The 14,469-nt window shown below is 68.3% G+C and carries 13 protein-coding genes and 1 pseudogene; 5 read left to right on the top strand and 9 right to left on the bottom strand.

Features of this window, described 5'->3' with window-relative positions:
- Position 1 precedes the first annotated feature (1 nt).
- The 5 genes and pseudogenes from ACWDXS_RS04275 to ACWDXS_RS04255 all read left to right on the top strand — a co-directional run.
- Positions 2 to 1,360 (top strand): cytochrome P450, encoded by a 1,359-nt coding sequence (locus ACWDXS_RS04275; RefSeq protein WP_449961892.1) that lies wholly within the window; start codon positions 2 to 4, stop codon positions 1,358 to 1,360.
- Between the two features lie 65 nt (positions 1,361 to 1,425).
- Entirely contained in the window at positions 1,426 to 3,084 is a 1,659-nt protein-coding gene (locus ACWDXS_RS04270) for a thiolase C-terminal domain-containing protein (protein ID WP_449961889.1), read from the top strand.
- 45 nt (positions 3,085 to 3,129) lie between these two features.
- The gene (locus tag ACWDXS_RS04265; protein ID WP_449961886.1) at positions 3,130 to 3,633 is read left to right on the top strand and encodes a DoxX family protein; all 504 of its coding nucleotides are present in this window, start codon (positions 3,130 to 3,132) and stop codon (positions 3,631 to 3,633) included.
- A 27-nt stretch (positions 3,634 to 3,660) separates the two neighbouring features.
- Positions 3,661 to 4,473 carry an NAD(P)-dependent oxidoreductase gene (locus ACWDXS_RS04260; RefSeq protein ID WP_449961883.1) on the top strand — a complete coding sequence of 271 codons (813 nt, stop codon included), beginning with the start codon at positions 3,661 to 3,663 and terminating at the stop codon, positions 4,471 to 4,473.
- Positions 4,464 to 5,291 (top strand): annotated as a pseudogene (locus tag ACWDXS_RS04255) (NAD(P)-dependent oxidoreductase); the annotation flags it as partial. The gene ACWDXS_RS04260 and the pseudogene ACWDXS_RS04255, both read left to right, overlap by 10 nt.
- Before the next feature lie 113 nt (positions 5,292 to 5,404).
- Here the strand turns inward: ACWDXS_RS04255 and ACWDXS_RS04250 are convergent.
- The 9 genes from ACWDXS_RS04250 to ACWDXS_RS04210 all read right to left on the bottom strand — a co-directional run bounded on the left by ACWDXS_RS04250 (position 5,405) and on the right by ACWDXS_RS04210 (position 14,349).
- Positions 5,405 to 5,773 (bottom strand): hypothetical protein, encoded by a 369-nt coding sequence (locus ACWDXS_RS04250; RefSeq protein ID WP_379297474.1) that lies wholly within the window; start codon positions 5,771 to 5,773, stop codon positions 5,405 to 5,407.
- Positions 5,773 to 6,477: an ABC transporter ATP-binding protein gene (locus tag ACWDXS_RS04245; RefSeq protein WP_379314769.1), complete on the bottom strand. Its 705-nt coding sequence runs from the start codon at positions 6,475 to 6,477 to the stop codon at positions 5,773 to 5,775. The genes ACWDXS_RS04250 and ACWDXS_RS04245 overlap by 1 nt, the downstream gene beginning before the upstream one ends.
- The gene (locus ACWDXS_RS04240; protein WP_449961879.1) at positions 6,474 to 7,187 is read right to left on the bottom strand and encodes an ABC transporter ATP-binding protein; all 714 of its coding nucleotides are present in this window, start codon (positions 7,185 to 7,187) and stop codon (positions 6,474 to 6,476) included. The genes ACWDXS_RS04245 and ACWDXS_RS04240 overlap by 4 nt, the downstream gene beginning before the upstream one ends.
- On the bottom strand, positions 7,165 to 9,285 hold the full coding sequence (locus tag ACWDXS_RS04235) for a branched-chain amino acid ABC transporter permease (protein ID WP_449961876.1): 2,121 nt from the start codon (positions 9,283 to 9,285) through the stop codon (positions 7,165 to 7,167). The genes ACWDXS_RS04240 and ACWDXS_RS04235 overlap by 23 nt, the downstream gene beginning before the upstream one ends.
- Positions 9,285 to 10,631, bottom strand: a complete 1,347-nt coding sequence (locus ACWDXS_RS04230) for an ABC transporter substrate-binding protein (RefSeq protein ID WP_449963407.1) — start codon at positions 10,629 to 10,631, stop codon at positions 9,285 to 9,287. The genes ACWDXS_RS04235 and ACWDXS_RS04230 overlap by 1 nt, the downstream gene beginning before the upstream one ends.
- Positions 10,632 to 10,865: 234 nt before the next feature.
- Positions 10,866 to 11,366 (bottom strand): hypothetical protein, encoded by a 501-nt coding sequence (locus ACWDXS_RS04225; protein WP_067444912.1) that lies wholly within the window; start codon positions 11,364 to 11,366, stop codon positions 10,866 to 10,868.
- Positions 11,367 to 11,395: 29 nt separating this feature from the next.
- Positions 11,396 to 12,178: an enoyl-CoA hydratase gene (locus tag ACWDXS_RS04220; protein ID WP_067444910.1), complete on the bottom strand. Its 783-nt coding sequence runs from the start codon at positions 12,176 to 12,178 to the stop codon at positions 11,396 to 11,398.
- Positions 12,179 to 12,188: 10 nt separating this feature from the next.
- Positions 12,189 to 13,367, bottom strand: coding sequence for an acyl-CoA dehydrogenase family protein (locus tag ACWDXS_RS04215; protein ID WP_067444907.1), 1,179 nt, complete (start codon positions 13,365 to 13,367; stop codon positions 12,189 to 12,191).
- Positions 13,351 to 14,349 (bottom strand): acyl-CoA dehydrogenase family protein, encoded by a 999-nt coding sequence (locus ACWDXS_RS04210; RefSeq protein ID WP_067445231.1) that lies wholly within the window; start codon positions 14,347 to 14,349, stop codon positions 13,351 to 13,353. The genes ACWDXS_RS04215 and ACWDXS_RS04210 overlap by 17 nt, the downstream gene beginning before the upstream one ends.
- Positions 14,350 to 14,469: the final 120 nt, after the last annotated feature.

The raw sequence follows: 14,469 nt of genomic DNA, 5'->3' as shown, positions 1-14,469 counted from the left end.
CATGAGCGTCGACGACGTGGCGACCGACGACACACGCAAGAAACCGAATTTCTCGTTCGACAGAATGACCCCCGAATATCGGGACCAATTCGTCGCGACCACCGAATCCATGCATGAGCAGTGCCCGATCGCCTGGACCGACACCCACGACGGGCACTGGGTCGCGGCGGGCAACCGCGAGGTCTTCGAACTCGCGCGCTGCCCGCACATCTCCAACGACCACGACACGGCCGGGGTCCGGCGCGGCTACAAGGGCATCTCCATCCCGAAAGCTCCACGGGCGAGCGGTGTTCGGGGCGGCATTCTGGAAATGGACGAGCCGGAGCATCGCGAGGTGCGCGCGGCGCTGAATCCGTACCTCTCCCCCGCCGCCGTGGCCCGCTGGATCCCGTTCATCGACGAGATCGTGCGCGCCGCGATCGACGAGAAGATCGAGTCGGGGCGGATCGATTTCGTCGACGAACTGGCCAATATCGTGCCCGCGGTGCTGACTCTGGGCATGCTGGGTATCCCGCTCGCCAAATGGACGATCTACAACGAGCCCGCGCACGCGTCGGTGTACACACCACCGGATTCACCGGAGTATCCACGGGTCGCGGAAATGCATCGGACGATGGGCATCGATCTGCTGCAGAATCTGTTCGAGATCAGGGAGAACCCCCGGCCCGGCCTGATCAACGCGATCAACAACGCGACGATGAACGGCGAGCCGCTCCCCGATATGGAAATGCTGGGCATGCTCGGCCTGCTCATCGGCGGCGGCTTCGACACCACGACCGCGCTCACCGCGCACGCCCTGGAATGGCTCTCGGAGAACCCGGACCAGCGCGAGACACTGAGCCGCGAGCGCGACGATCTCCTCGATTCCGCCACCGAGGAGTTCCTGCGCTACTACACGCCCGCACCGGGTGACGGGCGCACGATCGCGGAAGATTGCGAGGTCGTCGGCACCCAGTTCAAGGAAGGCGATCGGGTGTGGCTGTCGTGGGCGATGGCCAATCGGGATCCGGCGGTCTTCGACGACCCGAACGAGGTCATCCTGGACCGACGGCGCAACCGGCACTACAGCTTCGGGCTCGGCATCCACCGGTGCATCGGCTCGAATGTGGCACGCACCGTGTTCAAGCGCATGCTGCTCGCCGTGCTGGACCGGATGCCGGACTACCGCTGTGATCCCGAGACCGCGGTGCACTACGACACCATCGGGGTCATCCAGGGCATGCGGCACCTCCCGGCGACGTTCACTCCGGGCGTGCGGCTCGGAGCCGGACTCGACGAGACACTGGCGAAACTCCAGACCATCTGTGACGAACAGCAACTCGCGGCACCCGTCACAGCCCAGCGTGACGCCAGTACCTAGTGAGCAACGCGATGGCCGAGCCATCGGTGAACAACAAGATGGCCCGGCCATCGGTGAGGAACGAGATGGCCGAGCCATCGGGGCGGCCCCTGCCCCAGGTGACCGCGGAGAACGAGTTCTTCTGGACCGCGGGCGCCGACGGGCGCCTGCGGATCCAGGAGTGCGGTTCTTGCGCGGCCTTGATCCATCCACCGCAACCGGTGTGCCGGTACTGCCACGGGCACACCCTCGGAGTCCGGGAGGTCTCCGGCTTCGCCACCCTGGTCGGCTTCACCGTCAACCAGCGGTTCAGCGTGCCGGGGCTACCCGCGCCGTATGTCGTGGCCCAGGTCGCGGTCGAGGAGGATCCCCGGGTTCGCCTGACCACCAATGTGGTGGGCTGTGACCCGGCCGACCTCGTGCTGGGGATGCGGATGGAGGTCGTGTTCGAACAGGACGCGGATGTGTGGTTGCCGCTGTTCCGGCCGACCGCCGAACAGCCCGAACCCGCGCCGCTGCCCGCCGACGAGATCGAACCGCACCGGTTCGGCGAGCACGTGCGGCCGATGATCGGCCGGGACAAGTTCGAGGACAAGGTCGCCATCACCGGGATCGGGATGTCGGATATCGGTCGGCGGCTGATGGTTTCGCCGCTGTCGCTGACGATCGCGGCCTGTGAGCGCGCGGTCGCCGATGCCGGGCTCACCATGGCCGACATCGACGGCTTGTCGACCTATCCCGGCGGCGGCAATGTCGGCGGTTTCGGCGAGGGCGGCGTGACCGCGCTCGAGGCCGCACTGGGTCTGCGGCCGACCTGGTACAACGGCGGTTTCGAGACCTTCGGTCCCGGCGGGTCGGTGATCGCGGCGATGCTGGCCGTCGCCGGTGGGTTGGCCAGGCACGTCCTGTGCTTCCGCACCGTCTGGGAGGCGACGTACAACGAACTCCTGCGCACCGGCAAGATCACGCCGACGGGCGGCCGGACCACCAGTTGGATGATGCCCTTCGGCGCCACCTCGGCCGCGCATACGTTGGCGCAGAACGCCCAACGGCATTTCCATCGCTACGGCACCACCAGGGAAACGCTCGGCTGGATCGCGCTGAACCAGCGCGCCAACGCCGAGCTGAATCCGACGGCGGTCTATCGCGAACCCCTGACGATGCCGGAGTACCTCGACGCCAGGCCGGTCACCACCCCGTTCGGGCTCTACGACTGCGATGTCCCCTGCGACGGCGCGGTCGCCGTGCTGGTCTCGGCGATCGACACCACCCCGGATCTGGCGAAGCCACCGGTGCGGGTCGCCGCGGTCGGTACCCAGATCCTCGAACGGATCGAATGGGACCAGAGCACCCTGACCCATGAACCACAGGTCCTGGGCCAGGCCGCGCATCTGTGGTCGCGTACCTCGCTGCGCCCCACCGATGTCGACGTCGCCGAACTCTACGACGGATTCACCTTCAACTGCCTGTCCTGGATCGAGGCCCTCGGCTTCTGCGGGATCGGCGAGGCCAAGGACTTCCTCGACGGCGGCAAGAACATCGCGCGCGACGGGCTGCTCCCGCTCAACACCCACGGTGGCCAGCTCTCCCACGGCCGCACCCACGGTATGGGGCTGTTGCACGAGGCCGTCAGCCAGCTGCGCGGCGAGGCGGGCCCGCGCCAGGTCGAGGGCGCGCGGGTCGCGGTGACAAGCAGCGGCGGGCTGACGCCGAGCGGTGTCCTCCTGCTGACCAGCGACAACTGACCCGATTCGACCGAGCCACCCCGTCGTGGCTCAGGAGGTGAACCCATGGATGTCACCGAGGTGGCGCCGACTCTGATCCGGCTCGTCGTCGGCGTCACGATGATCGCGCACGGTCTCAACCACTGGCTCGGTGGCGGGCGGATCGCGGGCACGGCCCGCTGGTTCGCCGGCCTCGGCCTGCGCAACGGTGTCTTGCAGGCGTGGGCGAGTGTGGTCGCCGAGATCGGGGCGGGCGTGCTGCTGATCCTCGGCCTCGCCACACCGTTGGCCTGCGCGGCGGTGATCGCGGTCATGCTCGTCGCCGGGCTGCTCGCGCACCGCGCGAACGGATTCTTCGTCTTCAAGGAGGGGTACGAGTACGTACTCGTCCTGGCGGTGGTCGCGCTGGCGCTGGCCTTCACCGGACCGGGTCGCCTGTCGATCGATCACGCCGCCGGAATCACTGTCACCGGCTGGGCCGGGGGCGTCATCGCACTCGGCGCCGGCGTGGTGTCGACCACCGGACTGCTCGCGCTGTTCTGGCGCCCGCGGCCCGAACCTACTGCGTGAGTGGCATATCGAATAGGAGGTGCGCTGATGCGCATCGGATTCATCGGGTTGGGTAGTCAGGGTGCGCCGATGGCGCAGCGAATCGTGGCGGCCGGATATCGGACCACCCTGTGGGCACGCAGACCCGCCACGCTCGAGCAGTTCGCCGAGACCGCGGCCGAGATCGCGCCCACCCCGCGCGCCCTCGCCCAGGCCAGCGACCTGGTCTGTTTGTGCGTGGGCAACGACGCCGACATCCGTGAAGTCCTGACGGGCGAGGACGGCGTGCTCGGCGGACTCGCGCCGGGCGCGATCGTGGCCGTGCACAGCACTGTTCATCCCGACACCTGCCGCGAGCTCGCCGAAACCGCTGCGGCACAGGGCGTTACGTTGATCGACGCCGCGGTCAGCGGCGGTGCGCCCGCGGTCGCCCAGGGGCGATTGCTCGTCATGGCCGGTGGCCCGGTCGAGGCGGTCGACAAGTGCAGGCCGGTGTTCGGCACCTACGCCGATCCGGTGGTGCACCTGGGCGATACCGGGGCGGGCCAGGTCACCAAGCTGCTCAACAATCTGCTGTTCACCGCGAACCTCGCGACCGCGGCGAGCACTCTGGCGCTCGGGCGCGACCTCGGCGTCGACCAAGCCAAGCTCGGCGAGGTGATCGCGAACGGGTCGGCGAACAGCTTCGCCCTCGGTCGTATCCTGGCCGGCACGCTGGCGCGAATCGGTGAGCACGCTGGGCACACCCTGCGCAAGGACGTCGGGCTGCTCGCTGAACTCGCCACCGGGGCCGACGCCGAGACCGGTGTCGCGCTGACCGCGGCCGACGAGACACTGAGCCTCATCGGCCATCCGCGGTGACGGCCTTGCGGATCGGCTTCATCGGGGTGGGGCGGATGGGCGCTCCGATGGTGCGCCGTCTCGTCGCGGCGGGGCACGAAGTGCGCGCGCTCGGTCGGTCCGGCGACGCGCGCCGACGGATCACCGAGTTGGGTGCCGAGCCCGTGTCGTTCACGGCCGCGGTCGGCACCGGGGCGGACGCCGTCGTGGTCTGCGTGTTCAGCGACGCCCAGGTCCGCGAGGTCTGCCTCGATACTCCGCTGCTGGCGAGCATGCCCGGCGGGTCGGCGCTCATCGTGCACACCACCGGTAGCCCACGAACTGCCGACGACATTGCCGCGCAAGCCAATTCCTCCGATATCAGGGTGGTCGACGCGCCGGTCAGCGGTGGGCCGCCCGATATCGATGCGGGCACCCTCACCGTGTTCGCCGGTGGCGCCGAAGACGCCGTCGCCCGCGCTCTTCCGGTCCTGCGGAGTTACGCGGACCCGGTGCTTGCGGTGGGTCCACTCGGTACGGGCCAGTGCGTGAAGCTGGTCAACAACGCGCTGTTCGCGGCCCAGCTCGGCCTGATCACCGAAGCCGTGCAGTTGGCCGCCGAACTCGGCGTCGACGAGGCGACCCTACTGTCGGCGCTCCAGCAGGCCAGCGGAGCCAGTCGCGCCGCCGCCAGTGTGGCGGCGAAGGGTTCGGTGGCCGCGTTCCATGCCGCGGTCGGTGAGTTCCTGCGCAAGGACGTCGCCACGGTGCGGACGCTGGCCGCCGAACTCGGCGCGACCATGGGTGCGCTCGACACCGCGATCGACGCGCAATTCCTCGACATCCCGCGTGGCGTGTGACCGAACTGCGCTGTGTGTGAGCATATTACGCTGTGCGTGAAGGTATTACGCTGTGTGACCTCGATCGGGATCGCCCTCATGTGGGGGCGATCCCGATCTCGATCAGGCGCTCATCACGCCACGGACGCGGCGTCGTCCAATTGAATTCGGTTCTCCGACAGGCGATCACCGAGCTGGTTCAGATCGTAGGACTGGCGTGCCATCCAGAATCGCAGCACACCGGTGAGCGAGTAGCGGACGAACAGCGCGGCGCCGACGACACTGAGCGCCACCCCGACCAGCGCGAGCGCCAGTGCGTCGCGCTGGGCCAGCGGATCGGAGGTGTTGTGCGCCAAGAAGTAGGCCACCACGGCGAGCGCCGGGCCCGCCACCATCGCGGTCGCGCCGAGGCGCAACCACAGACTCCCCCGGCCCGAGGCGGGATCGGGGATCTTCAATTCGGCCAGTTCGCGAGCGAAGCGGTCGGCACGTGTTTCGGTCATCAGTGACTTCCTAGGTAGAGGTTGGCCAGTTCGCGGCGGAGTTCGCCGTCGGCGGGCCCCTGGTGTTCGATGCGGCCGCGCACCAGCACGGCCGCGTGGTCGGCGATGTCGAGGACGGCGGCGGCGAACTGCTCGACGACCAGCACCGCCACGCCTTGGCGGGCGATCTCACCGACCTGTTCGTAGAGCCGCTCGACCACCAGCGGGGCCAAGCCCATGGACAGTTCGTCGAGCAGCAGCACGGCGGGGTCGGTGGCCAATCCCCGGGCGAGCGCGAGCATCTGCTGTTCGCCGCCCGACATCGTGCCCGCGATCTGGTCGGCGCGTTGGGCCAGAATCGGGAATCGGCTGAACGCCACCTCCTCGATCTCGGCATGGGTCTTGCCGGTGAACGTCATCATGAGCAGGTTGTCGCGGACCGACAGGTTGGGGAACACGCCACGGCCCTCGGGGATCAGGCAGACTCCGGCGGCCGCCAGATCGCGGGGGTCGGCCCCGGTGACGTCTCGGCCACCGAGGACCAGTCGGCCCGCGGTGACCGCACGCACCCCGGCCGCGACCCGCAGGGTGGTGGTCTTACCCGCCCCGTTGGGACCGAGCAGTGCGACCACCTCGCCGGCGCCGACCCGCAGGTCGACACCGTGCAGCACCGTGATCGCGTCGTAGGCCGCGCGGACACCGTGTAATTCCAGTGACGAGGTCATCCTTCTCCCAGGTAGGCGGCGAGTACGGCGGCGTCACGACGGATCACCTCGGGCGGCCCGGAACTGATGATCGTGCCGAGGTCGAGCACATAGAGCTGGTCGCAGACATTCATGACCAGGCCCATGTCGTGCTCGACGAGCAGCACCGCGACGCCGTCGGCGGCCAGCGACCGCAACAGCGCGGCGAACCGCTCGGTTTCGGTGTGGTCGAGGCCGGCCGCCGGCTCGTCGAGCAGGACCACGCTGGGCCGGGCGGCCATCGCCCGGCCCACCTCGACCAGTCGGCCGGTGCCGGTCGGCAGATCGTCGGCGGCGGTGTCGGCGACCTCGTCCAGTCCGAGTCTGTCGAGGAGCCCGTCGACGATCCCGGCGGCGTCGCGCCGGTGGCGCCCGAGTTCCGCGGCGACGAGCAGGTTGTCGCGAACGCTCAAGCGGCCGAACAGTTCCAGCCGCTGAAAGGTCCGCGCCATCCCGTGCCCGGCCCGGCGGGCGGGCCCGAGCCGGGTGACGTCGCGGCCGTTCATCGTGACCCGGCCGGTCACCGGTCGCCGCAATCCGCAGATCACGTCGAACAGGGTGCTCTTGCCCGCGCCGTTCGGGCCGATCAGGCCGGTCACCTTGCCCGCCTCGGCGCTCAGCCCGGCCTTGTCCAGGGCGCGGTGACCGCCGAAGGTCACCGTGACCTGCTCAACTTCGAGTAGCGATCCCACGATCGAGCATCTCCTTGTCTGCTGTGGTCCACGCCTGATCGATGCCGAGCCATTCGACGGGCACCTGCGCTGGTGTGGGCGGACGGTGGCGCCGATTCGCCCAGCGCGGCACCACGATGGCCGCGATCAGCGCACCCGCGGTGAACACGTAGCCGTTGATGACATCGCCCAGGCGCAACACCCACAGCAACGCCAGCCCACCGAGCAGCACCGCCATCACGACCCGATCGCGCAGTGCCGCGGCCCATTCGCGACGGATCTGCGCCAGGGCGCCCTGGCCGAGGAACCCGCCGCTGAAGGCGATACCGCCCAGGGCGGGCAGGACATGGACGAGATTGGTCAGCGCCGGGAACAACACGGGAATCGCGTTGAGCGGGCCCGAATAGACAGCGCCGGTGAACAATCCGCTGCCGACCGCGCCCAGCCCGGCGATGACCACGATCAGGAAGATCGGCAGGCCCGCGACGAAACTGAACTGCTCGGCGGTCACCGACCGCAACTGCATGCCGTAGAGCGCCCCGCCGAGTCCGGCGATCGCCGCCGACAGCGAGAACACCAGCATCTTGGCCGCCAGCAGGTTTCCGCCGAGGGTCGCGTAGGCGGCCTCGCTGTCGCGCAGGGCGATCAACCGTCGGCCGAGCCGACCGCGCCGCAGCATCGCCACCGCGAATCCGGCCAGCCCGAGCACGATCGCCGCGAACACGGTGATCTGCGCGGTGCTGGTCAATTGGGTGCCGAACAGGCTGGGGCCGACCAGATCCACCGAGCCCTGGTCGAACAGGGCGATCCGCACCCCGAACACCTCGAACGAGGGCAGGGTGAAGATCCAGCGGTCGAGCACCACCGCGAACGCGGCCGTGCCGAGCGCGAGGTAGACTCCGGACAACCGCAGCGCCGGTAGGGCGATCAGCGCGCCGACGACGCCCGCGATCGCCATGGCGGCGAGCAGCGCCCACCACTGCCCGTCGGCGCCCAGATGCGCGTAGGCGACGGCGCCGATCCCGGCGATGCTCAACTGGCACAGCGAGATCTGGCCGGCGAACCCGGCGAGGGGCACGAACGACAACGCGATCACCCCGAGGGCGAAGATCAGGCCGTAGCTGATCAGATCCGCTTCGCTGAGCAGGGTGGCGAGCATGAGCCCGACCACCGCGACGACGACCGCGAACACCGCCGAACCACGCACGCTCGGCAACGGCACCGGGCTCAACCGCCGATCGCGCCCGCGCAGCCGGCCGTGTGGGAACAGCAGCAGCGCGACGAGCAGCAGCAGCGCGGGCGCGGCCAGCCGCAGTCCGGGCAGATACTCGTTCTGTGGCAGATACCCGGTGAGATAACTCTCCAGGCAGCCGACGACGATCGCACCGAGAAAGGTCATCGGCAGGCTGCGCAGCCGTCCGAAGATCGCCGCACTGTAGGCGCTGATGATCAGCAGAGACAGTTGCGCCGCGTCCAGGGCCACCATCGGCGCAATCAGGATGCCGCCGATGGCCGCCAATTCGATGCCGAGCATCCAGGCCACCCGATTGGCGCGCTGCGGGTCGGCGCCGGTGAGCCCGACCAGCGCCCGATCGTCGACGGTCGCGCGCATCTCGGCACCGGTTCTGGTGCGGTACAGCAGGATTCGCAGGCCGATGGCCACCGCGACGGCCACCACCATGGTCAATGCCTGATGCCAGGTGATCGTCACCGAACCCAGGTGCAGCGGTGGCTGGTCGGCGAAGAACCGCGGCAGAGTGCGCGCCACGTCCGGATTCCAGATCCAGCGCGCGGTGAGCATCAGGCCGCTGAGCAACGCCACCGTCATGACGAGTTTCTCGGCGTCACCCAGGCCCTGGGTGGGCGCCAGCGCCTGCGCGAACGCCAACCCGAACAGTGGTGCGAACACCAGCAGCACCAGGGCGACCGCGATCGGCGTCGGCACGCCCCAGCCCACGGTGAACTGCCAGTACACGAAGGCCGAGACCATGCCCGCCGCGCCGTGCGCGAAATTGAAGACACCGGTCGTGGTGAAGGTCAGGACCAGGCCGCTGCCGATGATGGCGTAGATCGCGGCGGTGCTGAGCCCGACGATGCCGAAAGCGATGAACTGCTCCATTATTTGACGTCGCTCATGCTCTTGTTGACGTCGGCCAGCGTCAGCGGGCGACCGTATTCCTTGGTGTAGACGTAGGGCTTCATGTCGCAACGGAACGGACCGGTGTCGGGCTTGAAGTCCGCGTTCGTCCAGCCCTGCGAGGTCGCCTTCATCACGTTGAAGCACTTGGGCGGCACGGTGTGGGTCGACATGTCGGCGGGCGCCTGCAAACCGCCGGCGGTCCACGCTGTTTCCTTACGGGCGGCCTCCACCACGCAGGTGCGGGTGAGGTTGTCGCCGCAGCTCGAGGCCGCCTTCGCGAACAGCAGCCACTGCACCAGCGAGCGCAGCCCGTTGTAGGTCAGTTTCCCGTCGGGCGCGTACTGGGCGAACAGATCCTTGGCCCGCTGCACCGCCGGGACGCTGGCCGCCGATTCCAGCGGCACGGTCCCCGACAGGTCGGCGAAGTTGTTCTGCGCGCCCAGCGATGTGCGGGCGAGCTCGAGGAACGCGGGGGTGTAGGCGTTGCTGGTGACGTCGACCCAGTCCAGCTTGTAGTCCATGCTGGTGAGCACGTCCTCGAGCTTGGCGAGGCTGCGGAAGTCGCCGAGGAAGATCAGGCCCTTCACGCCCTTGGCCTTGATGGACTGCGCGTAGGGCGTCCAATCCGAGACGCCCGCGGCCGGATAGAGGTCGTTGTAGATCAGGGTCGCGCCCTCGGCGGGCAGCGACTCCCCGTATCGGTCGGCCATCGACTTCACCACCGGCGAGTCGGCCACGATGATGCCGACAGCGGCCGCCGAGGCCGGGTAGGCCTCCTTGAACAGCCACTGATGCATGCCCGCGTAGGTGTCGTAGGGGCGCGCGGAGGAGGCACCGGATCCCACCTGGAGATCGGAACCGGTGTTCTCGGCCTGGCTCACCTGGGACGGGAACTCGGGCAGCGTGCACGTGAGCCGATCCTTGACGCCGAGGGCATCGAGTGCGGCGGAGCCACCGACCAGCGCGAAGTCCTCGCGGCAGGCTTCCAGCATGCGCGCGCGGACCTCGAGCAGTTTCGCGTCACGGACATTGAAGGCCAGCTTGCGACCGTTGATTCCGCCGTTGTCGTTGCACCAGGACGTGAAGACCTTGGCGGCGTCGACCAATTCGGGGTTCTTGGTGAAGCCCATATCGGTGAACACGCCGACTTCGATCTGCCCGGCGGTGACGCCCTGCGTCGGCGCACTCGTCGATTTGCCGGTCTGGCAGACCCCGTTCAGGTCACCGAAGTCGCTCGTCACCGCCTTGCCGCCGGGTGCCGCGGCCTCTTCGACCCCGCTGCCGGTGCGGCCGCTACAGCCCGCCACCAGCAACGCGGCCGCCATCAAGGCGACCAGTACTCGCTGCGATCTCACCGATGTCCTCCTGACACAAGCTCGGCGGCCGAGCCCTGTTTCTCATCGAACAAAGCGCCTGTTCTCGGCGCTCTCCATTTCGGAAATCATCTTCTCATCGAAAGAGAATAAAGTTAACCCTTTGAGAAAATATCTGATTCACCACTCTGTAAACACGTGTGGCGCCCAGCGGAAACCGCTGGGCGCCACACTGTTTCGACTACCTCAACAAGCGGGCGAGGTGCCGCCCTGAATCGCCATCAGCGCGCAGTAGGTAGCCGCGGCCACCTTCCACTGGCCGCCCTGACGCACCGCCTGACCGGTCTGATCGGGCAGTACCGGCGTGCCGTTCATGAGCAGCGAATAGGTGACGTCGGCGTTGTCCGCGTCGATCAGCTTCACCCCACCCACGGTGACCGAGGTGCTCTGGGCCTGCGGGTTGGCCGCTTGCGCCTGCAGCAACGGGGTGAACTCGGCGCCCTTCTCGACCACCGCGACCTTCTTGTCGGCCCCCGCCTTGCCGTCGAAGAACAGCACATAGGCATCGGTGATGGACTTGACCGCCGCCGGGTCGGCCGCCGCGGCCTTGGCCGACGAGGTGGCCGCCGACGTGGTCGACGAACTACTCGAAGCCTCGTCGTCGGAGCCGCAGCCGGTGACCGTGACGAGGGCGATCGCCACGAGACCACAGCAGGCCATTGCCTTGCGGCGCAGTGTATTTCGCATTGGTTGTACCCTTCTTAATGAGCGACGAATCACTCGATCTTCTGTTTCATCTCGTCCAGCGCCATCAGGATCGGAAAGCCGTTCACGCTCAACGCGTTCCCGTGACCGGTCGAGTGCACGTCGAAGACGGACTGAATGGCGGCGTAGAAGCCCTGGACGTCGAGTGTCTGGTTGACCGCGCGTTTGGCCTGCCGCAAACCGAACGACGGCATGGCGGCGATCCGGGTGGCCAGCGCGCGGGTCTGCTCGTCGAGCTCCGCGCGCGGCACCACCTTGTTCACCATGCCGACCTGCTCGGCCTCGGTCGCGGTCACCGCGCGACCGGTGAACAGGATCTCCTTGGCCTTGCGTGCGCCGAGTTCCCAGGTGTGCCCGTGGTATTCGACGCCGCCGATGCCCATCAGCACCACCGGATCGGAGAACAGCGCGTCATCGGCGGCCACGATCAGATCGCACGGCCAGCACAGCAGCAGTCCGCCGGCGATGCACCGCCCCTGAACCGCGGCGATGGACGGCTTGGGCACATTGCGCCAGCGCAGCGAGTACTCGAGGTAGCGGCGGCTCTCGTTCTGGTAGATCCACTCCAGCGTGATGTCCTGCGGCGAAGGCCAGCGATCCTTCAGGTCGTGACCGGCCGAGAAGTGCTTGCCCTCGCCGCGCAACACGATCACCGCGACCTCGGGGTCCTGGGCCGCGCGGGTCCACGCGCCGTCGAGTTCGTCGAGCAGGTCCGAGTTCTGGGCGTTGGCCGCCTCGGGCCGATCCAGGGTGATGGTCGCGATCTTGTCGGCGACCTCGTAGCGGATGTACACAGCGAGCTCCTCAGCTCCGAGGGAGACCGAGCACACGCTCGGCGATGATGTTGCGTTGGATTTCGGACGTGCCGCCCGCGATGGTCCCCGCGAAGCTGCGCGCGTAGCGCTCGAACCAACTGCACGAGAAGTTGTCCAGATTCAGCGGATTGAACGGCGCGGTGACGGCCGGGTGCACCAGCCCGTCCGCGCCCGCCGCGAGCAGCGTCTGCTCCGCGGCGCTCTGCACCGCCTCCGAACCGAACACCTTGAGCACCGACAGCGCGGCCACATCCTGATCGCCGCGCGCCGCGCGGGCCAGCGCCGCCGAGCCGAGCAGGCGCAAGGCCTGGTTGTCCATGACCATGGTCGCGTAGGCATCACGCTCGAGCACGGTCTCGGGCCGGAAGTCCTCGATCAGTTCCCGCAGGCGGTCGGCGAAACTCAGCCACAGCAGCGTGCGCTCGTGCCCGAGGGAACCGTTGGCCACGCCCCACCCGCCGTGCAGCGGACCGACCAGGTTCTGCGCCGGCACCACGACGTCCTCGAAGAACACCTCGTTGAAGTCCAGATCGTGCGGACCGCAGATCGACGCGAACGGGCGTCGGGTCACGCCCGGGGTGTCGGTCGGGATCAGCAGCACGCTGATCCCCTTGTGCTTGGGGACGTCGGGGTCGGTGCGGACGAAGGTCAGCAGCACGTCGGCGTCGTGGGCCCCGGAGGTCCAGACCTTCTGGCCGTTGACGACGAAGTGGTCACCGTCGAGCACCGCGCGGGTCCGCAGTCCGGCCAGATCGGACCCGGCGCCCGGTTCGCTCATGCCCAGCGCCGCGGTGATCTCGGCGCGCAGGATCCGCACCGCCCAGTTCTGCTTCTGTTCCTCGGTACCGAACGACAGCAGTGAGGCGGCGATGATGCCGAGCCCCTGGGGGTTGAAGCTGTGATACATGTGCCGCTTGGACAGCTCCTCGAGGTGCACGTACTGCTGCACGAGCGTCGCGTTGCGGCCGCCGTATTCCGGGGCGTTGCCGGGAAGCAGCCAGCCGCTGTCGAACTGGAGGCGTTGCCATTCGCGAGCCCAGCCGGGAATGTCGGCGCTCGACGCCGCCCGGTCCGCGCCGGCGACCGCCGCGTCGGGCAGGTTCTCGTCCAGGAACGCCACGAATTCGGCCCGGAAGGCCTCGACGTCGGCGTCAAAAGTCAGTTGCACGGTACTCCTCGGCGATCAGCGCCCGATGCGTGTGCGCGCCGCCGAGCAGCAGCTCGCCGGCCTTGGCCCGCTTCAGCGCGAATTGCAGGTCGTTTTCCCAGGTGAAACCCATGCCGCCGAACAACTGCACGCCGTGGCGGAACACCAGGGACTGGCACTCGCCGGACGCGGCCTTCGCCATCGAGGCGGCGATCCGGCGGCGTGGATCATCGGTGGCGATCGTCAGCGCCGCGAAATAGGCCAGCGCCCTGGCCCGTTCGATCGCGATCTGCATGTCGGCGGCCTTGTGTTTGACCGCCTGGAAGGAACCGAGCGCGACGCCGAACTGCTGACGCGTGCGCACGTGCTCGAGCACCAGGTCCAGAATCCGCTGACACGCACCGACCGTGGTCAACGCCAGCCCGGTCAGCGCGAGGTGGCGCGCGCGTTCGGGCACCGAGGCGACGCGCCGGTCGTCGCGCACGCGCACCCCGACGAAGCTCACCTCGGCGAGGTGCAGGACCGGGTCGAAAACCGCTGTGCGCCGGGCGATCACCTCGGCCGCCTCGACGACGAACACCCCGGCATCGGTGACGACCGCGTAGTGCTGCGCGCGGTCACCGTCGAGGACATGGTGCGCGGTGCCGTCGAGCACCCAGTCCGCACCGTCGCGCCGCACCGTGACGCCGGTGAACACGGCCGTTCCCGAGCGCCCACCCTGCGCGAACTCCGGTGCGAGCGGGGCGAACTGGCTCATCGTCGCCAGGTACGGCGTGGGATCGGTCGCCCGGCCCAGCTCCTCGAGCACGATGGCCAGTTCCACCGCATCGCCTGCGTCGACCAATTCGGTCCAGCCCAGCTCGACGTAGGTCTGCCACAGCGGGTCCGGATCGGCGTCCTGGTCGGCGACCGCGCGAATCAGCGTGGGCGGACATTCCTTGGTGAGGACGGCGCGCACAGTTTCCTGCCACAGCCGTTGATCGGAGTCGAACTCCACGAGCATCCGGAGGGCCTCCTTGCCAGCAACCGTCAGTATCGATACGGAGAATAACATTCTCGTCAGAAGAAAGTAATAGTCTCCAAGATCGCGGACACGCGGGGCTGGTAGCCCTTGGATATGACG

The sequence above is a fragment of the Nocardia sp. NPDC003183 genome (genome assembly GCF_053590715.1).
This window is presented reverse-complemented; position numbering and strand designations above follow the sequence as displayed.